Origin of the sequence: Noviherbaspirillum massiliense JC206 (genome assembly GCF_000312045.1) — a bacterium.
Taxonomy (GTDB): domain Bacteria; phylum Pseudomonadota; class Gammaproteobacteria; order Burkholderiales; family Burkholderiaceae_D; genus Noviherbaspirillum; species Noviherbaspirillum massiliense.
Map to the genome: position 1 here is coordinate 1711488 of NZ_HE978634.1, position 22259 is coordinate 1733746.

Annotated in this window: 17 protein-coding genes; 13 read left to right on the forward strand and 4 right to left on the reverse strand. The window is 59.3% G+C overall.

All coding sequences use genetic code 11. The features are described from left to right. Positions 1 to 45: 45 nt before the first annotated feature. Positions 46 to 3579: a chromosome segregation protein SMC gene (smc, locus tag HGHM_RS08460; protein WP_019141089.1), complete on the reverse strand. Its 3534-nt coding sequence runs from the start codon at positions 3577 to 3579 to the stop codon at positions 46 to 48. A gap of 231 nt (positions 3580 to 3810) precedes the next feature. Between smc and dapC the strand changes: the two genes are divergently transcribed. The 9 genes from dapC to HGHM_RS08510 all read left to right on the forward strand — a co-directional run bounded on the left by dapC (position 3811) and on the right by HGHM_RS08510 (position 13142). Beyond that, positions 3811 to 5022 (forward strand): succinyldiaminopimelate transaminase, encoded by a 1212-nt coding sequence (gene dapC / locus HGHM_RS08465; RefSeq protein ID WP_019141090.1) that lies wholly within the window; start codon positions 3811 to 3813, stop codon positions 5020 to 5022. A 21-nt stretch (positions 5023 to 5043) separates the two neighbouring features. Beyond that, positions 5044 to 5871, forward strand: a complete 828-nt coding sequence (gene dapD / locus HGHM_RS08470; RefSeq protein WP_019141091.1) for a 2,3,4,5-tetrahydropyridine-2,6-dicarboxylate N-succinyltransferase — start codon at positions 5044 to 5046, stop codon at positions 5869 to 5871. A 38-nt stretch (positions 5872 to 5909) separates the two neighbouring features. Then, positions 5910 to 7046, forward strand: coding sequence for a PilT/PilU family type 4a pilus ATPase (locus HGHM_RS08475; protein ID WP_019141092.1), 1137 nt, complete (start codon positions 5910 to 5912; stop codon positions 7044 to 7046). 4 nt (positions 7047 to 7050) lie between these two features. Continuing rightward, positions 7051 to 7404, forward strand: coding sequence for an ArsC family reductase (locus HGHM_RS08480; protein WP_019141093.1), 354 nt, complete (start codon positions 7051 to 7053; stop codon positions 7402 to 7404). Positions 7405 to 7406: 2 nt separating this feature from the next. Further along, the gene (dapE, locus tag HGHM_RS08485; protein WP_019141094.1) at positions 7407 to 8534 is read left to right on the forward strand and encodes a succinyl-diaminopimelate desuccinylase; all 1128 of its coding nucleotides are present in this window, start codon (positions 7407 to 7409) and stop codon (positions 8532 to 8534) included. 74 nt (positions 8535 to 8608) lie between these two features. Continuing rightward, positions 8609 to 9493 (forward strand): 50S ribosomal protein L3 N(5)-glutamine methyltransferase, encoded by an 885-nt coding sequence (prmB, locus tag HGHM_RS08490; RefSeq protein ID WP_019141095.1) that lies wholly within the window; start codon positions 8609 to 8611, stop codon positions 9491 to 9493. After that, positions 9490 to 11484 carry an ATP-binding cassette domain-containing protein gene (locus HGHM_RS08495; RefSeq protein ID WP_019141096.1) on the forward strand — a complete coding sequence of 665 codons (1995 nt, stop codon included), beginning with the start codon at positions 9490 to 9492 and terminating at the stop codon, positions 11482 to 11484. Before prmB ends, HGHM_RS08495 begins: the two co-directional genes overlap by 4 nt. A 189-nt stretch (positions 11485 to 11673) precedes the next feature. Continuing rightward, a complete protein-coding gene (locus HGHM_RS08505; protein WP_026075826.1) occupies positions 11674 to 12237 on the forward strand; it encodes a GNAT family N-acetyltransferase in 564 nt (187 codons plus the stop codon). Between the two features lie 68 nt (positions 12238 to 12305). After that, the gene (locus HGHM_RS08510) at positions 12306 to 13142 is read left to right on the forward strand and encodes a Rossmann-like and DUF2520 domain-containing protein (RefSeq protein WP_019141099.1); all 837 of its coding nucleotides are present in this window, start codon (positions 12306 to 12308) and stop codon (positions 13140 to 13142) included. 164 nt (positions 13143 to 13306) lie between these two features. Here the strand turns inward: HGHM_RS08510 and HGHM_RS23480 are convergent, their stop codons facing one another. Further along, positions 13307 to 13669 (reverse strand): hypothetical protein, encoded by a 363-nt coding sequence (locus tag HGHM_RS23480; RefSeq protein ID WP_019141100.1) that lies wholly within the window; start codon positions 13667 to 13669, stop codon positions 13307 to 13309. 206 nt (positions 13670 to 13875) lie between these two features. Here HGHM_RS23480 and ompR point away from each other — a divergent pair, with 206 nt between their 5' ends. After that, positions 13876 to 14634 carry an osmolarity response regulator transcription factor OmpR gene (gene ompR, locus HGHM_RS08520; protein ID WP_019141101.1) on the forward strand — a complete coding sequence of 253 codons (759 nt, stop codon included), beginning with the start codon at positions 13876 to 13878 and terminating at the stop codon, positions 14632 to 14634. Between the two features lie 28 nt (positions 14635 to 14662). Next, complete coding sequence (locus tag HGHM_RS08525) at positions 14663 to 16015, forward strand: ATP-binding protein (RefSeq protein WP_019141102.1); 1353 nt, start codon at positions 14663 to 14665, stop codon at positions 16013 to 16015. A gap of 534 nt (positions 16016 to 16549) precedes the next feature. Here the strand turns inward: HGHM_RS08525 and ispF are convergent. Further along, a complete protein-coding gene (gene ispF / locus HGHM_RS08530; RefSeq protein ID WP_019141103.1) occupies positions 16550 to 17044 on the reverse strand; it encodes a 2-C-methyl-D-erythritol 2,4-cyclodiphosphate synthase in 495 nt (164 codons plus the stop codon). Then, a complete protein-coding gene (gene ispD, locus HGHM_RS08535; protein WP_019141104.1) occupies positions 17041 to 17739 on the reverse strand; it encodes a 2-C-methyl-D-erythritol 4-phosphate cytidylyltransferase in 699 nt (232 codons plus the stop codon). Before ispD ends, ispF begins: the two co-directional genes overlap by 4 nt. A 179-nt stretch (positions 17740 to 17918) precedes the next feature. Between ispD and mfd the strand changes: the two genes are divergently transcribed. Next, positions 17919 to 21362: a transcription-repair coupling factor gene (mfd, locus tag HGHM_RS08540; protein ID WP_019141105.1), complete on the forward strand. Its 3444-nt coding sequence runs from the start codon at positions 17919 to 17921 to the stop codon at positions 21360 to 21362. Positions 21363 to 21405: 43 nt separating this feature from the next. Continuing rightward, positions 21406 to 22248: a phosphoserine phosphatase SerB gene (gene serB / locus HGHM_RS08545; RefSeq protein ID WP_026075828.1), complete on the forward strand. Its 843-nt coding sequence runs from the start codon at positions 21406 to 21408 to the stop codon at positions 22246 to 22248. Positions 22249 to 22259: the final 11 nt, after the last annotated feature.

Below are 22259 nucleotides of genomic sequence, written 5' to 3' on the forward strand. Positions count from 1 at the left end.
GAGGATATGAGGATTCCTCGGGCGACCATCTTGCCTTGATTCAAATCAGGCCGCCTGCGCTTCGGATGTAAGATTCGCGGCCGACTCCATATCCACCGCCACGATACGCGACACCCCCTGCTCCTGCATCGTTACGCCGATCAGCTGCTGTGCCATCTCCATCGCGATCTTATTGTGGGAAATGAACAGGAACTGGGTCTGCGACGACATGCGCTTGACCATGTTGCAGAAGCGCTCGGTATTGGCGTCATCCAGCGGCGCGTCCACCTCGTCAAGCAGACAGAACGGCGCAGGATTCAACTGGAACATCGAGAACACCAGCGCCGTTGCGGTCAGCGCCTTTTCGCCGCCCGACAGCAAGTGAATCGTTGCGTTTTTCTTTCCCGGGGGCTGCGCCATGACCTGCACGCCGGAATCGAGAATCTCTTCCCCGGTCATGATCAGCTTTGCATTACCGCCGCCAAACAAGATCGGGAACAATTCGCCGAAGTGGCGATTGACCTTGTCGAAGGTTTCCTGCAGCAGCTCGCGGGTTTCCTTGTCGATCTTGTTGATCGCATCTTCGAGCGTGTTGATCGCCTCGGTCAGGTCGGCGTTCTGCGCATCAAGGAAATTCTTGCGCTCCGACGCTTGTGCCAGCTCATCCAGAGCGGCGAGATTGACCGGACCGAGTGCAGCAATCGCATTCGTCAGCCGGGTTACTTCGCCCTGCAGGTAGGATGGCCGCATGTCCGGGTTCAGCTTCTCGGCAAGCTGCGCTTCATCAGCTTGGGCTTCCGCCAGTTGCTGCGCGTATTGTTCCTGGTTGAGGCGAGCCGCCTGTTCCTTGAGCTGCAGCTCCATGATGCGCTCGCGCTGCGGTTGCAGACCGCGTTCGCTTTGCAGGCGCAGCTCCTCCTGATGACGCAGTTTCTGCGTGAGCTGGTCAAGCTCGTGACGTGCATCGGCCAGCGCGCGTTCCTGCTCGGTGCGCTTCTCCAGCAAGGCCTGCAGGCCTGCTTGCGCCGCCTGGTCATCCAGGCTTTCAAGCTCCAGATGGCCTTGCTGCATGTTCTCGTACAACTGGGCCGCCTGCTCCAGCGCAGTGGCGATATTGCGCTTCAGTTCCTCGATCCGGTTGCGATGCGACTTCTCGGCAAATTCCGCTTCCTGTGCCGCACGCTCCAGTTCGCGCAAGCGTGAACGGGCATCATTGAGCTGCTGCTCTTTCGACAGGTAATCGGTCTGCCCTTGCTCATGGCTTTCCTGCAATTCCGCCAGCTCCGCATCGAGCTGCTCGAACCTGGCTTCCGATTCCGCCTTGATCTGCTGCTGCTCCGCTTCCTGGGCAGCAATTTCGGCCAGGTCGGTTTCGATCTGCGCACTGCGCTGATTGAACCTTTCCTGGACTTCCGACAGCTTCATCACGTCGATCTGCAAACCATGCGCCGCCTGGGTCAGCGCCGTGACGCGCTGGCGCAACTCCTGCAGCCGCTGCGTGGCCTGCGACAATGCCGCTTCGGCCCGGATGGCGCGCGATTTCGCTTCCTCGGCCAGCATCTGCTGGGCCCGTAACTGCTTGGCGAGATTCTCGATTTCCTGCTGGCGCGCCAGCATGCCGTCCTGCTCGGAATCGGAAGCGTAAAAGCGCACGCTCGACTTGCCGATCACATGGCCTTGCCTGGTAACGAAGCAGCCGCCGACTGGCAGCTTGGCGCGGTCGACGAATGCCGCCGCCGCATCCTCGATGGCAAATACGTTTTGCAGCCAGTCCTGCATCAGGACGCGCAGGCCGGGATCGTTCAGCTGCAGCAGGTTGATGAAGGGTTTCAGCCCCGGCACGGCCTCGGCTGGCGCCGCATTTGCAGCGCCAGCATTCGCGCTGTACAAGGCCAGCTTCGCTGGCGGCGCATCGTTGAAAAATGCCTTGGCCCAGTCGAGGTTGGACACTTCCAGCGCAGAAGTACGCTCGCGAAGGACCGACTCCAGCGCGGTTTCCCAGCCCTGGTCGATGTGCAACTTCTGCCACAGGCGCGGCAGATCGCCCAGCTCATGCTTCTTCAGCCAGGGCTGGACCTTGCCCTGCGTCTGCACGTTTTCCTGAAGCTGCTTCAAGGCACTCAGGCGCGCCTCGAGCTGTGCATTGTTGGCCAGCTCGGCATTGACCTGTTGCTGGGCGGCATTGCGCTCTTCCTCAAGCTTCGGCTGCTGCTCCTGTGCCGCCTCCAGCTGTACCCGCGCCTCTTCCAGTGCCGCCTGCTTTTCTTCCAGCTGCAGCTCCAAGTTGGACAGGTGCGAGCTGTCTGGCATGCTCATGCCATTCTTTTCCTGCGACAGCCGCTCCCTGCGGGATGCCAGGCCGGCAAGGATATTGGAAGCATTGCGCTGGTGGGCCGATTCCAGCTCGATCTGCTGCTGGACCTGCATGATCCTGCCGCGCGATTCAGTCGTCTTGAGCTGGGCTTCGCGCCATGCCTGCTCCAGCGCCGGCAACTGGTCGCTCTGCTGCTGCGCCGCCTGCTGCGCCTGCTCGACTCGGGCCGCATGCTCTTCGAGGCGCATTTCGGCCTCGACCAGCTCTTCCTGCTGCTGCTGGCCCTGGCGCTGCCATTGATCGCGCTGGGCAGTCAAGGAATTGATCTGCGCCTGCAGGCGGGTACGGGACTCGATCACGAACTTGATCTGCGCTTCCAGGCTGCCGATTTCGGAATTGGTCTGATACAGATGCCCCTGCGCCTGGTGCATCCTGTCGCCAGCCGCATAGTGCGCCTGCCGCATGTGTTCGAGTTCGGCCTCGACATGACGCAGCTTGGCGGTTTGCTCTTCCAGTTCGATCTGCGCCTTTTCGATATCGCGGAAAAACTTTTCCTGCTCGGCCTTGGCTTCGTTCTTGCGCAGCAGCCACAGCAGCTTCTGCTTTTCATCCTGGTCGGCCTGCAGTTCGCGGAATTTCTGCGCCACCGCAGCCTGTGCCTCGAGCTTTTCGAGGTTTGCGTTCAACTCGCGCAGGATGTCTTCGACGCGCGTAAGGTTTTCGCGTGTGTCATGCAGCCGGTTCTCGGTTTCCCGGCGACGCTCCTTGTATTTCGACACGCCGGCGGCTTCTTCGAGGAAGATTCGCAACTCTTCCGGGCGCGCTTCGATGATGCGCGAAATCATCCCCTGCCCGATGATCGCGTATGCGCGCGGCCCGAGGCCGGTGCCAAGGAAGATGTCCTGGATGTCGCGCCGGCGCACCGCCTGGTTGTTGATGTAATAAGTCGAGGTGCCATCGCGGGTCAGCGTGCGCTTGACCGCGATTTCCGCATACTGGCCCCATTGGCCTGCGGCGCGACCGTCGCTGTTGTCAAAAACCAGCTCGACCGAGGCGCGGCCGGCAGGTTTCCGGTTCGTAGACCCGTTGAAAATGACGTCCTGCATCGACTCGCCGCGCAACTCGGACGCCTTGGATTCGCCCAGCACCCAGCGCACCGCATCGATGATGTTCGATTTGCCGCAACCGTTCGGACCGACTACGCCGACCAGCTGGCCGGGTACCTGGAAGTTGGTGGGATCGACGAAGGATTTGAATCCCGATAATTTGATGGAAGTTAGACGCACTTTATCGACTATTCTTGGAGTAAGCAGATGTATAGACAAATGCTGCGCTCAAACGAGCAAGCTATGGACGCTGACCCGGTCCCCTGAAAGGGGCTTATCATATCATCTTAGGGTTGCTGGACAGCATTTACTGACAGGCAAGCATTGGCGAAACGCCCTTGAGAGCGGGCGGTATAATGCCGCGTTTGATCAGCTAGCCCCTCAATTGTTTCCGTTCTTCCCATCAATCCCGTGAATCCACTTCTCGACAAGCTTCAGCCTTATCCGTTTGAAAAACTGCGGCAACTGTTTTCCGAAGTCACCCCCAATCCGGCTTTTTCGGCAATCAGCCTCGGCATCGGCGAACCCAAACACCCCACGCCGGCCTTCATCCAGGAAGCGCTCGCCGCCAATCTGAGCGGGCTCGCAAGTTACCCGACGACTGCCGGCTCGGACGCCTTGCGCACAGCGATCGCCGGCTGGCTGGAACGCCGTTACGGATTGCCGCCGCCCGATCAGGCCACCCAGGTTTTGCCGGTAAACGGTTCCCGCGAAGCCTTGTTCGCACTGGCACAGACGGTCATCGATCCTGCCCGCGACGCACTCGTCATGTGTCCGAACCCCTTCTATCAGATCTATGAAGGATCGGCCTATCTGGCGGGAGCCGCCCCCTATTTCGTGAATTCCGATCCGCAGCGCAATTTCGCGCCGGATTACGGTCGCGTTCCGCCCGACGTGTGGGCGCGGGTCCAGCTTCTCTATGTCTGCTCGCCCGGCAATCCCACCGGCGCGGTTCTCACCCTCGACGACTGGCGCGAACTGTTTGCCCTGTCGGACCGCTACGGTTTCGTGATCGCCGCGGATGAGTGCTATTCCGAAATCTACTTCAAGGACGAACCGCCACTCGGTGCGCTCGAAGCGGCGCACAAGCTGGGGCGCAGCGGCTATCCGCGCCTGATCGTATTTTCCAGCCTGTCCAAGCGCTCGAACGTACCGGGCATGCGCTCCGGATTTGTCGCCGGCGATGCCGTCATCCTGAAGAAATTCCTGCTGTACCGCACTTACCACGGCGGCGCGATGAGCCCGGCAATTCAGGCTGCATCGATCGCGGCGTGGAACGATGAACAGCATGTCGCGGAGAACCGCGCCAAATACATTGCGAAGTTCAAGCAGATCACGCCGATGCTGCAGGAAGTGCTGGATGTCGCGCTGCCCGACGCCGGTTTCTACCTGTGGGCGAAAGTCGACAAATGCGTTCCCATCTCGGACACCGAGTACGCGAAGCGCCTCTATGCCGAATATAATGTGACGGTTTTGCCAGGAAGCTATCTCGCACGCGATGCGCACGGCGCCAATCCGGGCCAGAATCGCATCCGCATGGCTTTGGTGGCCGAGGTCGACGAATGCCTGGAAGCCGCTCAGCGCATCGTCGAATTCACTCAAAAGCTCGCCAAGATTCATTAACCAAACCGATACTCCATCCAGATGACTCAACAACTTCAACAGATCATTGATCAGGCCTGGGAAGACCGTGCCAATTTTTCGCCGAAATCCGCTCCTGCGGAAGTCCGTGACGCCGTTGCCCATGTACTTCATCAGCTCGACCAGGGCACGCTGCGCGTGGCGCAAAAGGAAAGCGGCAACTGGACCGTAAATCAGTGGGTGAAGAAGGCAGTGCTGTTGTCCTTCCGCCTGGAAGACAATGTGCCGATGCCGGCCGGTGCCAACATGCAGTTCTATGACAAGGTACCGACCAAGTTCGCCACCTACACCGCGGACGATTTCGCCAAAGGCGGTTTCCGCGTGGTGCCGCCGGCCGTTGCCCGCCGCGGGAGCTACATCGCGAAAAACGTTGTGCTCATGCCATCCTATGTGAATATCGGCGCCTACGTCGATGAAGGCACCATGGTCGATACCTGGGCCACCGTCGGCTCCTGTGCGCAGATCGGCAAGAATGTCCACCTGTCCGGCGGCGTCGGGATCGGCGGCGTGCTGGAGCCGATGCAGGCCAATCCGACCATCATCGAAGACAACTGCTTCATCGGCGCGCGCTCGGAAATCGTGGAAGGCGTGATCGTCGAAGAGAACTCGGTGATTTCGATGGGTGTCTACATCGGCCAGTCAACCAAGATTTACGACCGTGCAACCGGCGAAGTCAGCTATGGCCGCATTCCGGCCGGCTCGGTCGTGGTGTCCGGCAACCTGCCGTCCGCAGATGGCAAGTACAGCCTCTATTGCGCGGTGATCGTCAAGCGCGTGGATGCGAAGACGCGGGCTAAAACCGGCATCAACGAATTGCTGCGCGACGCGTGATTGCACGCCTTGCCGTGCGCTGACAAAAGGAGAGCATGATGGCGATGGATCGCTTGTTCCAGCTGATGAAGGACAAAAAAGCGTCGGACTTGTTCATGTCGGTGGGCTCGCCGGTCCACATCAAAATCAACGGCAACCTCGTCCCGATCAACCAGCAGAAGATGGACAATGCGACCATCCTCAACCTCTTGGGCCAGGTGGTCACGCCGGTACAGCTGGCGGTACTCCAGAGCAGCAACGAGCTGAACATGGGCATTCCGGTCGACGGGGTCGGCAGCTTCCGCCTCTCGGCTTTCCGTCAGCGCGGCACCTTCTCCGCCGTGTTCCGCTACATCCCCGGCGACATCCCGCCGCTCGAAACCCTGCATGTGCCGCCGGTGCTGTCCGAGATCATCATGGAAAAGCGCGGCCTCATCCTGGTCGTCGGTGCCACCGGTTCCGGCAAGTCGACCACTATTGCAGCCATGCTCGACCATCGGAACGCCCTCAAGTCGGGGCATATCCTGACGCTGGAAGATCCAATCGAATTCCTGTTCAGGAACAAAAAATCGATCGTGAACCAGCGCGAGATCGGCACCGATTCGGAAGACTTGAAAACTGCGCTGCGGAATGCGCTGCGTCAGGCGCCGGACTGCATCCTGATCGGTGAAATTCGCGACCGGGAAACCATGTCGGCCGCGCTTGCCTACGCCCAGTCGGGACACCTGGTGGTGGCTACCCTGCATGCAAACAACAGCTACCAGGCACTGACCCGCATCATCAATTTCTATCCGATCGAAACCCGCCCCTCCCTGCTGCCCGATCTCGCCGGCACCATCAAGGCCGTGATCTCGCAGCGGCTGGTGGCGACCGTCGAGAAGACGCGCCGACCGGCGGTCGAGGTACTGGTGAATTCGCGCCACATCGCGGAACTGATCGAACAGGGCGAAATCAGCCAGATCAAGGAAGCCATTGAAAAGAGCATGTCGCCCGGCTCGCAAACCTTCGAGCAGGCGCTGATCCAGATGATCCACGAAGGCGTGATCACCCAGGAAGAAGCGCTCGCCAATGCGGATTCCGCAACCAACCTGTACTGGCTGCTCAACAATTCGCAGACCAACAAGCAGGCCGAACCGGAGCCCGAAGAAAAGAAGGATGACGGCCCGACATTCACCGAATTCACCCTGAACGTGTAAGGCAATGACGACGACCCTGTACGGCATCCCTAACTGCGACCAGGTCAGGAAGGCCCGTACCTGGCTGGACGAAAAAGGCATCGCGTATCACTTCCACGACTTCAAGAAAGCCGGTCTCAGTCGCGAACTGGTCGATACCTGGCTTGGCGAAGTCGAATGGGAAACGCTCGTCAACCGCAGGGGCACGACCTGGCGCGCGCTGAGCGAGGAACGCAAGGCATCCGTCACCGATGCGGAAAGTGCCGCAGTCCTGATGCTGGAATCTCCTTCCATCGTCAAGCGCCCGGTCCTGTCCAGCGGCGGCAAAATCCATGTCGGTTTTTCCGACGCACTTTACCAACAGATTTTCAAGAACTGAACATGAGCAAGACGCTTGCGCTCACCGAAGAGTTGATCGCCCTTTCCTCAGTGACCCCGGATGACAAAGGCTGTCAGCGGCGCCTGGCCGAGTTGCTGACGCCGCTCGGATTCCACTGCGAGACGATTCAATCCGGCGAAGTCACCAACCTCTGGGCGCGCAAAGGCGATGCGCAGCCCTTGCTGGTGTTTGCCGGCCATACCGACGTCGTGCCGACCGGCCCGCTGGAGCAATGGCAATCCCACCCTTTTGCTCCGACACAACGCGGCGGCAAGCTGTACGGACGCGGCGCCGCCGACATGAAGACCTCGATCGCCGCCATGGTAGTGGCGGTCGAAGAATTCATTGCAGCCCATCCCGACCACAAGGGCTCGATCGGATTCCTCCTTACCAGTGACGAAGAAGGACCGGCGACCGATGGCACGGTCGTAGTGTGCGACAAACTGAAGGCCCGCGGCGAACAACTCGATTACTGCATCGTCGGCGAACCTACATCCACCGGAGAGCTCGGCGACATGATCAAGAACGGCCGCCGTGGTTCAATGTCCGGAAAGCTCATTGTCAAGGGCATCCAGGGCCATATCGCCTATCCGCAGATGGCAAAGAATCCTATCCATCTCGCGGCGCCCGCGCTGGCGGAACTCGTTGCCGAAAAATGGGACGACGGCAATGAATACTATTCGCCAACGTCCTGGCAGATCTCGAATATCCATGGCGGCACCGGCGCATCAAACGTGATCCCGGGCGAAGTGGTGATCGATTTCAATTTCCGGTTTTCGACTGCCAGCACTGTCGAAGGCTTGCAGCGGCGCGTGCATGCCATCCTTGACAAGCATGGCTTGGAATACGACTTGAAGTGGACTGTCAGCGGACTGCCCTTCCTCACGCCGCGCGGCGCCTTGAGCGATGCAGTCACGGCGGCAATCAAGGCAGAAACCGGTGTGACGGCGGAGCTGTCCACGACGGGCGGCACTTCCGATGGGCGTTTCATTGCACAGATCTGCCCGCAAGTCATCGAATTCGGGCCGCCGAACGCGAGCATTCACAAGATTGATGAACATATCGAAATTCGCTTCATCGATCCATTGAAGAACATCTACCGCCGCACGCTGGAAAATCTCCTGCTGTAGTTTTCGGACCAGCCTCGCCTGGCGAGGCCAACTCCTCGCGGTGGATACTTCTGCCGCATTCCATAGGTTCCGTCATGACCGCACATCCATTTTCAACCCTGCGTGACCTGTTGCGTTACGCAGTAACTCGCTTCAATACCGCGCAACTGTTTTTCGGGCATGGCAGCAGTAATGCCTTTGACGAAGCAGCCTACCTGCTTCTTCATACTCTCAAACTGCCGCTGGACAAGCTGGATCCTTTCCTCGATGCCCGCCTGCTCCCGGAAGAAATCGACACTGTGCTCAAGGTCATCGATCGCCGTGCAACCGACCGGTTGCCCGCCGCCTACATCACGCATGAAGCCTGGTTGGGGGATTACCGCTTTTATGTCGATGAGCGCGTGATTGTCCCCCGCTCCTTCATCGCCGAGTTGATCCCCGAGCAGTTTGCGCCCTGGATTACTGATCCGGAATCGGTCACGCACATCCTCGAGCTTTGCACCGGTTCCGGCTGCCTGCCCGTCATGCTGGCCGACGCCTTCCCGAACGCGCATGTGGATGCGGTCGATATCTCGCCGGATGCCCTGGCGGTTGCGCAGCGTAATGTTTCTGACTATAGATTGGAAGATCGGATCAACCTGATCGAATCGGACCTGTACGCCAACGTGCCGAAACGAAAATACGACCTGATCGTCACCAATCCGCCCTACGTCAATTCCACATCGATGTCCCAATTGCCGCAGGAGTACCAGCATGAGCCTCGGCTTGCCCTGGCGGGCGGCAGCGATGGCATGGATCTGGTGCGCAGGATTGTGGCTTGTGCCGGACAGCGGTTGAAAAAGGATGGCTTGCTGATCGTCGAGATCGGAAACGAGCGTGCGCATGCCGAAGCCGCTTTTCCCGAGCATGAACTTACCTGGCTGTCGACCAGCGCAGGCGACGACATGGTTTTCCTGCTGAGCGCGGAACAGTTGCAATGATCCGCTTTCAGAATGTCAGCCTGACGCGCGGCATCAAGCCGCTGCTCGAGCAAGCCGATGCAACGCTCAATCCTGGCGAAAAGATCGGCCTGATCGGCGCCAATGGTGCAGGCAAGTCGAGCCTGTTTGCCATGCTGCGCGGAGATTTGCATGCAGACCAGGGAGAAGTCAGCTTTCCATCAGGCTGGCAGCTCGCACATGTGGCACAGGAGACACCTGCGCTGGACCGTCCCGCGCTGGAATATGTGATCGACGGCGACACAAACCTGCGTCGCCTGGAAGCTGAGCTGGCAAGGGTGGAACAACTGCCGGAAGGCCAGGCCGACGGAATCCGCATCGCGGAGCTGCATACCGCACTGGCCGATGCTGACGCCTATACCGTACGCTCGCGCGCCGAGCAATTGCTGATCGGCCTGGGATTTTCGCTCGAGCAAATGCAGCAGCCCGTGGCAAGCTTTTCCGGCGGCTGGCGCATGCGCCTCAATCTGGCGCAAGCCCTGATGTGCCCATCCGACCTGCTGCTGCTCGATGAACCGACCAACCACCTCGACCTCGATGCCATCATCTGGCTGGAGGACTGGCTCAAGCGCTACAGCGGTACCCTGCTCATCATTTCCCACGACCGCGATTTCCTCGATGGTGTGGTGAATGTGATCCTCCATATCGACGAACGCAAGCTCAAGCGCTATGCCGGAAATTACTCGGCTTTCGAAAGGCAACGCGCCGCCCACCTTGCATTAAGCCAGGCGCTGTTCGAGAAGCAGTCGCGTCAGCGCGCGCACCTGCAATCCTTCATCGACCGCTTCAAGGCGAAGGCGAGCAAGGCGAAACAAGCCCAGAGCCGTGTCAAGGCGCTGGCGAAGATGGAAGAACTGGCTCCGCTCAGGGCTGCCGCGGAATTTTCCTTCGAATTCCGCGAGCCCCTTTCGGCGCCAAACCCGTTGCTGGTAATGGAAGATGTGGATGCCGGCTATCGAATCACAACGGAAGACGGAGAACTGGAAGCGTCCCGGACGATCGTTTCCGGTATCAATTTTTCACTTCAGAGTGGCCAGCGCATCGGCCTGCTGGGCGTCAACGGCGCCGGCAAATCGACGCTGATCAAGACCATTGCCGGGGAGCTGCCCCCACTGGAAGGCAAGGCGCATCTCGGCAAGGGCCTCGTCATCGGTTATTTTGCGCAGCACCAGGTGGAGATGCTGCGGCATGACGAATCGCCGCTCTGGCATTTGTCCCGCATCGCGCCCGACGTGCGCGAGCAGGAGTTGCGCAATTTTCTGGGCAGCTTCAATTTTCCGGGGGAGATGGCCACGGCCACGATCGCCCCTTTTTCCGGCGGTGAAAAGGCGCGCCTGGCGCTGGCACTGATCGTATGGCAGCGGCCGAACCTTTTGCTGCTCGATGAGCCCACCAACCATCTCGACCTCGAAACCCGGGAAGCCCTGACAACGGCGCTGGCCCAGTTTGAGGGAACGCTGCTGCTGGTATCCCATGATCGACATCTGCTTCGTGCAACCACCGACCAATTCATGATCGTGACCGATGGCCGGCTGCAGCCCTTCGACGGCGATCTTGACGACTATCGCGACTGGCTGTTCAAGACCAAGCTGAACAAGGCCGATGGCACTACTACGGGGAAAGACGGGGCCAATAGCGGTGCTGATCGCAGCATGAGCCAGGCGGGACCACGCGAAAACAGGCAAGAGAAGCGCCGCCTGGAGGCGGAAGAACGTCAGCGGCTCGCAACTTTGAAGAAACCGATCGAAGCACGGATCAAGCGACTGGATGAGCAGATGGCTAAACTGCACCAGCGCAAGCAGGCCGTGGATGAGCGACTGGCGGTTCCAGCGATCTACGATGACGCCCACAAGGAGGAGCTGAAAGCGCTTCTTCTCGACCAGGCTTATCTGGCCAGGGAATTGGAGCAACTGGAAGCCGAGTGGTTTGAGCAGCAGGAAGCATTGGAAGGGATCGCCGCAAATTCGACCTGATGATTGCCGAATCTGCTGTCGCCCTTGCTGCGCATGCATACCGGCATTTCGGCCGGGCACCGGCGATCAGCGTGTGGAAGGCTGATGCAGCGCAAGATCCCCGCTCATGGGGACAGCCGTTCGGCCGTAACTGCGGCGGTAAAATTCACGGGACGTGATGTCCAACCTGATGCCACTTGCCCGCCCTTTATGAAAATGCACCCGTCCTTTCCGGTACTCGCCACACCGCGTCTCAGGCTTCGGCAAATCCGTTCCTCTGATGCGGAAGCTCTGTTCGCCATTCACTCCGATGCGGAGTGGATGAAGTGGTACGGTGTCGACCCGGTGACTGAACTCAGACAGGCCGATCAACTGGCCGAATTGTTCGCAAGCTGGTTCCCTGCCGGAACCGGTTATCGCTGGGGGCTCGAGCGCCTTGCGGACAGGCGCCTGATCGGCACTTGCGGCCTGTTTCGCTGGAATAAGAGCTGGCACAATTGCGTGATCGGGTATGAGGTGGCACGGGATTGCCAGGGCCAAGGCTATATGCGCGAAGCACTGACGGCCGTGCTCGACTACGGGTTCGACGTCATGCATTTGCACCGGATTCAGGCCGAAACCCATCCTGACAACATCGCTTCCATTGGCCTTGCCACGCGACTTGGATTTCGCTTCGAAGGCGTGCATCGCGAGCAGGCATTCTGGGCAGGCCGCTACCATGACTTGAATTGCTACTCTCTCCTGGCTCGGGAATGGCATCAAAGCGCAGCCTGAAACCTGAGAATCCTGTCTTGTTATCCGTAAGGCATGGTGAAGCAAGACCGTGGTGAAGGAATACAGCCTTGAGCAAGACCCTGAACATTATTGGTGCTGGAAACGTCGGAAAGACGCTGGGGCGACTCTGGTCCATCCACCAGACATTTGCCATCCAGGATGTCATGTGCCGTTCGCTTGACAGCGCGCAGCGCGCCGTAACCTTCATCGGCGCCGGGCGGGCCGTCGACAAGAATGAGGACTTGCGTCGCGCCGATGTTTACATGATCACGACACCGGATGACCGGATAGCGGCTATCTGCGCAAGCCTGGCGGAGGCAAGCTTATTCTCGAATGAAAGCATCGTCTTCCACTGCAGCGGCGCCTTGCGCTCGACGGAATTGCAAGCGGCGCACGGCCGAGGCGCGGCGACCGCGAGCGTCCACCCCATCCGAAGTTTCGCCATGCCCGGGCAGGTTGCGAAGAATTTTGCAGGCACCTTTTGCGGTGTGGAAGGCGATCCGCAAGCCCTTGAAGTGCTTGCCAGTGCATTTTCAGCAATCGGCGCACAACTCGTGCCGATTCTTTCAGAGTCGAAGGTTCTGTACCATGCAGCTTCGGTTTTCGCCTGCAACTACCTGACGACCTTGCTCGATGTTGCCAAAGCATCGTATGTCAAATCCGGAATCCCGCCGGATGTCGCACTCAAATTGATGGAACCCTTGGTGCGGGAAACCGTCGACAACATCTTTCGCATCGGGACTGCGAATGCACTGACGGGGCCTGTCGCACGCGGCGACATGCAAACCGCAGAAAGGCAGCGCAAGGCGCTTGCGGAATGGGACGCGCGCTATGCACGGCTTTACGCGGATTTTATCGAACTGACATCCGAACTTGCGAGGAAAAAGCAGAGGCCGGAGGATTAATTCCCGGGATTGGTTTTGCACTTAGGCTTCGACGCTTTGTTGCCGGCAGCTTGCGCCTCTCTCCTGCTTCAAGCCTGAGTGGCCAATACTGCAATGTCGATGCGAGGCAGTGATTGACGAGAAACCTATGAACCACAGGGAATGCAGCTTCCCGGCCAATGGCATCAACGCTTTTGCGTATAGATATCGTGACTGGCTTCGTCAATCTGGCGACGCAAGGTCCGGCGATCCTCGGGTGACAATTTCCCTTGTTTTTTAGGACTATCCGAGGCACCATTCATGCCGTTTCCTCTTGCCACTTCATAGTCACCTGTCTCGTACAGGCTTTCGCGCAACCGGATGCGGGTGTTCTGCCGATTCGCTTGCTGCTCAATGCGTTGCACGTCGCTATCCGTGAACACTTGCTGAACAAATCGGGCGGACGGTGCTTCCGGCGACTCCCAGTGGCCGCCAGGGTTCGCAAAGGTGTATGCAGCACCTAAAGTCAACAGGAGAATTACAGTTAGTTTTTTCAGTACCGTGTTCATAAATCACTGTTTCCTGATACCCGGCACCAGTCCTCGATATCAGGAGAAGCGCCTTGTCCCGGTCAAGCGGCAAGATGAATCCTAGTGTATTCCTCATCATTGACTGTCATAACGGGTTTAACGTAAAGTCTGTAACAGTTTGTAATGGTTTTGACAACCGATATCGTTCTCCGAATTTCTGAAGTTACCATAGCGCCATGAATACAATGAATGCAACGACGACTCCGCCCAATCAGGGTTCCGGCGGCCACCAGGGCAAAATTCTTGTAGTCGACGACGACCTCCGTTTGCGCGACCTGTTGCGCCGCTATCTTGGCGAACAAGGATTCAATGTCGTCACCGCCGAAAGCGCCGCTGCAATGAACAAGTTGTGGATCAGGGAGCGCTACGATCTGCTGGTGCTCGATCTGATGCTCCCTGGCGAAGATGGCTTGTCGATTTGCAGGCGCCTGCGCGGGGCTGGCGATCAAACGCCGATCATCATGCTTACCGCCAAAGGGGAAGATGTAGACCGGATTGTCGGCCTTGAAATGGGCGCAGACGACTATCTCCCCAAACCGTTCAATCCGCGCGAACTGGTTGCCCGCATCAATGCCGTCTTGCGCCGCAAGGGGCCTGATGAAATTCCGGGCGCGCCTTCCGAAACTCCACAAACTTTCCAATTCGGCGATTTCGTGCTCGACCTTGGGACCCGCACGCTGAAAAAAAACGGCGAAACGATTTCGCTTACCACCGGGGAGTTTTCGGTGCTGAAGGTGTTTGCACGTCATGCCCGGCAACCGCTTTCCCGCGAAAAATTGATGGAGCTCGCACGAGGTCGCGAATATGAAGTGTTTGACCGCAGCCTGGACGTGCAGATCTCGCGCCTGCGCAAACTGATCGAGCCGGATCCGTCTAGTCCGATTTACATCCAGACTGTCTGGGGCCTCGGCTATGTCTTCATCCCTGAAGGGCAACCTCGCTAGCATCACTGGCGCGTCAGCACGGACTTCGATGCCGAATATCCAGCATCGCCTTAACTGGCTGAAGAGCGGCCTGTTTTGGCGGACGTTTTTTCTGCTTGGCTTCCTGATCACCGCCAGCCTCGCGGCCTGGATCACCAGCTTCCGCATGGTGGAGCGCACGCCGCGCGCACAGCAACTCGCAGCCCAGATCATTTCCATCGTCACGGTGACCCGTGCCGCCCTCACCCATTCAGCGCCGGACTTGCGCAGCGAACTGCTGTTCGATCTTGCCAGCAATGAAGGGATACGCATCTATCCGCTGGAAAAAACCGACGTGATCGAGCCGCCTACCGACAGCGCGCTAATGCCGGTGCTCCAGGATAATGTCCGAGCGAGACTCGGTGCCGATACCAAGTTCGCGAAGAAGGTCAATGATGTTGAAGGCTTCTGGATCAGCTTCAAGATCGAAGATGACGAATACTGGCTGCGGCTCGACCGGGACCGCATCGAACGCGTATCCAGCATCCAGTGGATAGGCTGGGCAACCATTACCCTGGTCCTGTCCTTGCTGGGCGCAGTATTCATCTCGCGCCTGATCAATCAGCCGCTTGCCAATATCACGAATGCCACGCGCGCCGTCGCCAAAGGGCAGCCGCCGCCACCGCTGCCGGAGAAAGGGCCAACCGAGATTCGGGAAGCGAATCGCAGCTTCAACCAGATGATCGCGGACCTCAACCGGGTCGAATCCGACCGCGCGATGATTCTTGCCGGCATTTCGCATGACTTGCGCACTCCCCTCACGCGGATGCAACTGGAAGTCGAGATGGCGGGCTTGCCCAGCGAAGCACGCGAAGGCATGAAATCGGATCTGGGCCAGATGGACGCGATCATCGGCCAATTCCTCGACTATGCAAGACCGACAGATGCAGGCAGTTTCGTAGCAGTCAATCTCACCGCGTTGCTCAATGAATCGGCCCATGAGGCGGCTCGCCTGCCGGACGTGAAGGTGGAGACCTATATCACCGGTGGCGTCGAAGTGATGGGCAACCCCGTCGACTTGCGACGCGTGATCAACAACCTGATCGAGAACGCGCGGCGCTACGGCAAGACCCCGGGTACGGGGATTGCGCATGTTGACGTGAACTGCCATGTGGAAGATGCCAAGGCGATTATCGAAATCGCGGATCATGGGGCCGGCGTTCCCGATAATGAAATCGACCGGCTGTTGCGGCCGTTCACACGATTGGATGCGGCCCGAGGCCAAGCCAACGGTGCCGGTCTCGGCCTGGCAATCGTTGACCGCATCGTCAGGCGGCATCAGGGCATTCTCGAGGTCAGCAATCGCGAAGGCGGTGGCTTGCTGATCAAAATTTCCATGCCACGCATCGCTCCCCGCCTCTAGGTCCCGCACCACTCGTTTTAAACAGGGGCAAGCTTCCCGCCTGCGCATGACCTCGCTGGTTGAACTTCAATCACTTTGATCAATCTATTAAGGGTTGCTGGATCTGCAAAAGCAGGCCGCAGAAAGCAGTATCGTGTTTTTCAGCCAGCCTCAATTCGATAGGAGGCCTCATGAATTCGTCATCTTCCGGTACACAAAACAACCAGACAGCCAAACCAACCCGGCTCAATCCTGGCGACGAGGCAATGCCGGGCGCGCCAGGCACGGGGGAGGATTTATGTCTGGAATGCAATGGCACTGGCAAGAAAGAAGGCGGAGCCAAATGCCCGGCATGCAATGGTACCGGCCGGGTTGTCCGGGCAATCGGCGGTGGCTGATTGCCGGTCCCGTTTCTCCCTTCGCCGTTACACGGCATGCGTGTAGAGGCAAGTGATGCTCTTACCGTGAGTTGAATCCGCGCGGACTCAGACTGCCTTCGGCTGGTGCACACACGGCAGCATCGTTCAAGAGGCAGTGAGCGGGCTGCCAGCCCCGTTACGTGCTGCTGGCATAAATCAGCGCCACGGCTTCTGCCGCAATGCCTTCCTCGCGCCCGAGATAACCCAATTTCTCGTTGGTCTTGGCCTTGATGTTCACCCATCCCTTCTCGATTTGAAGGTCTGCGGCAACGTGTTCGATCATCGACGGGATATGCGGTGCCATCTTCGGTGCCTGGGCAATGATCGTTGCGTCAATATTGCCGATCACATAGCCAGCCTGGTTGACCCGCTTGCACGCCTCGCGCAACAGTACCCGTGAATCTGCACCGGAGAATTGAGGATCGGTATCGGGAAAATGGCGGCCGATATCACCGAGGCCAGCCGCGCCGAGGATTGCATCGGTAATTGCATGCAACAGGACATCGGCATCGGAATGGCCGAGCAAGCCCGTTCTATGCGGGATGGTTACGCCGCCGATGATGAGATTGCGACCCTGGACCAGAGCGTGGCAATCATAACCCTGGCCAATCCGGAAGGGCGGTTGATTCATTCGATTCCTTTCAAATACAGTTCTGCCAGTGCAATGTCGTGCGGCAGGGTGATCTTGAAGTTGCGCGGGCTGCCCCCCACCAGTTTCGGCCGCAGACCCAGCGCCTCGACTGCGCTTGCTTCATCGGTGACCTCTTGCGCCTGTTCCAGCGCCCTGCACAGCAACGCATAGCGGAACATCTGCGGTGTCTGGGCTGCCCACATGCCGGCCCGAGGTACGGTTGCTTCTACACGCCCCTCGCCGTCAGCCCGTTTGAGCGTATCGACAACGGGCATGGCAAGCAAGCCACCCACTGCATCTTCCCGAAGCTCTTCCAGCAGACGCGCAACCAGATCAACGCTCAGGCCCGGGCGGGCAGCATCATGCACCAGCACCCAGTCGTCGTCGGCAAGCCGCTCACGCAAATGATGCAGGCCATTGAGCACCGATTGCTGCCGGGTTGAGCCGCCGTCGTAGATCACCGTCAGCCTGTCGGACAGGTGTTTCTCGGATGCCAGGACATCACGGATATAGGCATCGTCCGCATTCACCACCACATAGGTATGCGCGATCGCCGGCAGTGCCGCAAAGGTTTCGAGGGCATGCAGCAGGATGGGCTTGCCGGCAAGCGGCATGTATTGCTTGGGAATGTTTGTGCCCATGCGCGCGCCAACACCGGCGGCAGGGACGAGCGCATAAAAGCGGGAGGTAGTCATTGTTCGTGTTTGCAGGATTTCATGGCCGGCAACGTCGCCGTTTTGGAATGGCTGCAGCCTCAGCTTCGGAAAAGGGCTTAGTTTATAATCACCGGATCTTTTTCGACAATCCAGTCCAGCCGGAATCCCGATGCAAGTGCACTGTCCGGCCTCCATGACATTTTAGATGTCTCTGCTCGATGTCATTCGATTTAAAGAAATCCCTCCCCAAAGCCGGTAACCGTTTCGCCCTGCCTGCAGTCCACGGCTCTACCGATGCCTATGCACTGGCGCAGGCGGCAACGGAGCTCAAGGCGCAGGGACGGATGCTCGCGGTCGTGGCTGCCAGTGCGACCGATGCGCAACGGCTGCGCCAGGAAATCCCCTGGTTCGCTGACAAGGAAGCGAGCTTGCGCTGCCATCTGTTGCCCGATTGGGAAACCCTGCCTTACGACGCATTCTCTCCGCACCAGGACCTGGTATCCGAACGCCTCGCGACGCTTTACGAAATCCAGACCGGACAATGTGATGTCCTGATCGTTCCGGCCACGACGGCACTGGTGCGCATGGCTCCGCCCTCCTTCCTTGCCGCCTACACCTTCTTTTTCAAGCAGGGCGAAACCCTCGACGAGGCCCGGCTCAGGTCCCAGCTGACGCTGGCCGGCTATACCCATGTCAGCCAGGTCATGTCGCCCGGTGAATATTCAGTGCGCGGCGGCCTGATCGACCTGTTCCCGATGGGCTCTGCCCTGCCTTACCGCATCGACCTGTTCGGCGACACCATCGAGAGCATCCGCACCTTCGATGCGGATACCCAGCGCTCGCTCTATCCGGTCAAGGAAGTGCGCATGCTGCCGGGACGCGAATTCCCGATGGATGAACAATCGCGTACGGCCTTCAGAAGCCGCTGGCGCGAAGAATTCGAGGGAGACCCGTCCCGTTCTCCGATTTACAAGGATATCGGCAACGGGATCGCCCCCGCCGGCATCGAATACTACCTGCCGCTGTTCTTCGAAGAAACCGCGACACTGTTCCAGTACCTGCCGCCGGATGCAATACTTGCTCTGGTCGGTGACATCGATGGTGCCATCCGGCGCTTCTGGACCGATACCGAATCCCGCTACAAATTCCTGAAGGCTGACCGGGAACGCCCGCTGCTTCCCCCGGAAAACCTGTTCCTGACGGTGGATGATTTCTTCACCCTGGCCAAGCCGCATGGCAGATGGGTAATACAGCAGGGAGACACAGCATCCGAAATATCGGCGCCGATTCCCAATGTTGCCGTCAACCGCCGCCTCGATGATCCGCTGACCAATCTGCGCGCCTACCTCCTGCAAACCGGCAAGCGCGTGATGATCTGCGCCGACTCGGCGGGTCGCCGCGAAACGCTGCACCAGTATTTCAGCGAATTCGGCCTTGCCCTGCAGCTGTGCGAGGACTACGCCGACTTCGCTACCGCATCGGCCAAGCTGATGCTCGGCGTCGCCCCGCTTCATGCCGGCTTCGAACTCGGCGAATCGAACGGCAACCTCGCCTTCATTACCGAAACCGAACTCTATGCCGGGACCGGGCGCCGCGCCGGCCGGAGGAAGCAGGAAGGCGCAACCCAGGTCGAGTCCATGGTGCGCGACCTGTCCGAGCTCAAGGTCGGCGATCCGGTGGTGCATGTCAACCATGGAATCGGCCGCTACATGGGACTGGTCAGCATGGACCTCGGCGCGGGCGAAACCGAGTTCCTGCACCTCGAGTACGCGAAGGAAACCAAGCTGTATGTGCCGGTCTCGCAACTGCACGTGATCTCCCGCTATTCCGGTGCCTCGCCGGAAGATGCACCCTTGCACGCACTCGGCTCCGGGCAATGGGAAAAGGCCAAGCGCAAGGCAGCCCAGCAGATCCGCGACACGGCGGCCGAATTGCTCAACCTCTATGCCCGCCGCGCAGCGCGGCAAGGCCATGCCTTCCAGTATTCGGCACGTGACTACGAGACGTTCGCGGAAAGCTTCGGCTTCGAAGAAACGCCGGACCAGAGTGCTGCGATCAATGCCGTCATCAAGGACATGACCAGCGGCAAACCGATGGATCGCCTGATCTGCGGCGATGTCGGCTTCGGCAAGACCGAGGTCGCGCTGCGCGCCGCATTTGTCGCTGTCATGGGCGGCAAGCAGGTGGCGATCCTGGCGCCCACCACACTGCTGGCGGAACAGCATGCGCAAACCTTTGCCGACCGCTTTGCGGACTGGCCGGTAAGGATCGCCGAACTGTCGCGCTTCCGCACCGGCAAGGAAGTGACGCAGGCGATCAAGGGCCTGGCCGAAGGCACGATCGATATCGTGATCGGTACGCACAAGTTGCTGTCCGATGAAGTGAAGTTCGCCCGCCTCGGGCTGGTCATTATCGACGAGGAGCACCGTTTCGGCGTGCGGCAGAAGGAGGCGCTGAAAGCCTTGCGCGCCGAAGTCGATGTGCTGACCCTGACCGCGACTCCGATTCCACGTACGCTCGGCATGGCGCTCGAAGGCTTGCGCGACTTTTCGGTGATTGCAACCGCGCCGCAGAAGCGGCTCGCGATCAAGACCTTCGTGCGCCGGGAAGATGATTCGGTGATCCGCGAAGCCTGCCTGCGCGAACTGAAGCGCGGCGGCCAGGTTTACTTCCTGCACAATGAAGTCGAGACCATCGAAAACCGCAAGGCGATGCTGGAAGCCCTGCTGCCCGAGGCGCGCATCGGCGTGGCGCACGGCCAGATGCATGAGCGCGAACTGGAAAAGGTGATGCGCGACTTCGTGTCGCAACGTTTCAATATCCTGCTCTGCACTACCATCATCGAAACCGGCATCGACGTGCCGACCGCGAATACCATCATCATGCATCGTGCCGACAAGTTCGGCCTGGCGCAATTGCATCAGCTGCGCGGCCGGGTTGGCCGCTCGCACCACCAGGCCTACGCTTACCTGCTGGTGCACGATGTGCAGGGCTTGAGCAAGCAGGCCCAGCGCCGCCTTGAAGCGATCCAGCAGATGGAAGAACTCGGCAGCGGCTTCTACCTCGCGATGCATGACCTGGAAATCCGCGGCGCGGGTGAGGTGCTGGGAGAAAACCAGTCCGGCGAGATGCTGGAGGTCGGCTTCCAGCTGTATTCGGATATGTTGAATGAAGCGGTACGTGCCCTGAAGAATGGCAAGGAGCCGGATCTCGCTGCGCCCCTGTCGAGCACCACCGAGATCAATCTGCATGTTCCCGCCCTGCTGCCCAACGATTACTGCGGCGATGTGCATGAGCGCCTGTCGCTCTACAAGCGGCTGGCCAATTGCGAAACGCAGGAAGCGATCGATGACTTGCAGGAGGAACTGGTCGACCGTTTCGGCAAGATGCCGGACGCCGTGCGGGCGTTGATCGAGACCCACCGTCTGCGGATTGCAGCCAAACCGGTCGGCATCGTCAAGATCGATGCGCATGCCGAGGCGGCCTTGTTGCAGTTCGAACCGAATCCGCCGATCGATGCGATGCGCATCATCGAGCTGATCCAGAAGAACCGGCACATCAAGCTGAACGGACAGGACAAGCTGCGCATCACGGCCAACATGCCCGACCTGGCGGCGCGGGTATCGCAGGTGAAGGCGACTATCCGCTCGCTCGTATCTTAATTTTTTTCATCAACTCCAACGAGACTGCATGAGCAGCCCCAACATGAATCTGATTCTCCAAGGCCAGCAAGCCGACAAGACAAGCGTGGAACGCATCGCCGCCCTCGCCGGTGCAAAGCGCATCACCCCCATCCACGCGCATGCCTGGCGCTGCGAAGGCGTGGAACACTCCGGCGCGCTCAAGGAAAGAGTCTATGCCGCCTGCTTCGAGGCGAAGATCGACGGCGCCTTCATCCAGCCTGGCCGCAGGCTGACGGATTTCGGCTTGGTTGCAATGGACATGGACTCCACGCTGATCACGATCGAATGCATCGATGAAATCGCGGATATGCAAGGCCTGAAGCCGCAAGTGGCGGAAATCACCGAGGCTGCGATGCGCGGTGAAATCGAATTCCGCGAAAGCCTGACGCGCCGGGTAGCCCTGTTGAAAGGCCTCGATGCCGGGGCCTTGCAGCGCGTTTACGACGAAAGACTGAAGCTTTCGCCGGGCGCCGAGACGATGCTGCACGCAGTGAAAGCAGCAGGCCTGAAAACCCTGCTCGTTTCCGGCGGCTTCACCTTTTTCACTGACAGGATGAAGGAAAGGCTGGGTCTGGATTACACCCACTCCAATGTGCTCGAGATCATTGAAGGCAAGCTGACCGGGCGCGTGCTCAACGGCATCGTCGATGCGGACGAAAAGAAAAATACGGTAGAGCGGGTCTGCGCCGAACTGGGCATTGCGCCATCACGGGCAATCGTGATGGGAGACGGCGCCAATGACTTGAAAATGATGGGAATCGCCGGCCTGTCAGTGGCTTTCCGTGCAAAGCCGGTTGTCAGGGCACAGGCGAATGTGGCCTTGAATTTCGTCGGGCTGGATGGCATCTTGCCATTGTTCGAATGATCCATGCCATA

What these genes read in the sequence shown, in the direction of transcription:
- dapD (WP_019141091.1), top strand. Translation starts at nt 5,044, where the DNA reads ATGACTCAACAACTTCAACAGATCATTGATCAGGCCTGGGAAGACCGT.
- HGHM_RS08475 (WP_019141092.1), top strand. Translation starts at nt 5,910, where the DNA reads ATGGCGATGGATCGCTTGTTCCAGCTGATGAAGGACAAAAAAGCGTCG.
- HGHM_RS08480 (WP_019141093.1), top strand. Translation starts at nt 7,051, where the DNA reads ATGACGACGACCCTGTACGGCATCCCTAACTGCGACCAGGTCAGGAAG.
- dapE (WP_019141094.1), top strand. Translation starts at nt 7,407, where the DNA reads ATGAGCAAGACGCTTGCGCTCACCGAAGAGTTGATCGCCCTTTCCTCA.
- prmB (WP_019141095.1), top strand. Translation starts at nt 8,609, where the DNA reads ATGACCGCACATCCATTTTCAACCCTGCGTGACCTGTTGCGTTACGCA.
- HGHM_RS08495 (WP_019141096.1), top strand. Translation starts at nt 9,490, where the DNA reads ATGATCCGCTTTCAGAATGTCAGCCTGACGCGCGGCATCAAGCCGCTG.
- HGHM_RS08505 (WP_026075826.1), top strand. Translation starts at nt 11,674, where the DNA reads ATGAAAATGCACCCGTCCTTTCCGGTACTCGCCACACCGCGTCTCAGG.
- HGHM_RS23480 (WP_019141100.1), bottom strand. Translation starts at nt 13,669, where the DNA reads ATGAACACGGTACTGAAAAAACTAACTGTAATTCTCCTGTTGACTTTA.
- ompR (WP_019141101.1), top strand. Translation starts at nt 13,876, where the DNA reads ATGAATGCAACGACGACTCCGCCCAATCAGGGTTCCGGCGGCCACCAG.
- HGHM_RS08525 (WP_019141102.1), top strand. Translation starts at nt 14,663, where the DNA reads ATGCCGAATATCCAGCATCGCCTTAACTGGCTGAAGAGCGGCCTGTTT.
- ispF (WP_019141103.1), bottom strand. Translation starts at nt 17,044, where the DNA reads ATGAATCAACCGCCCTTCCGGATTGGCCAGGGTTATGATTGCCACGCT.
- ispD (WP_019141104.1), bottom strand. Translation starts at nt 17,739, where the DNA reads ATGACTACCTCCCGCTTTTATGCGCTCGTCCCTGCCGCCGGTGTTGGC.
- mfd (WP_019141105.1), top strand. Translation starts at nt 17,919, where the DNA reads ATGTCATTCGATTTAAAGAAATCCCTCCCCAAAGCCGGTAACCGTTTC.
- serB (WP_026075828.1), top strand. Translation starts at nt 21,406, where the DNA reads ATGAATCTGATTCTCCAAGGCCAGCAAGCCGACAAGACAAGCGTGGAA.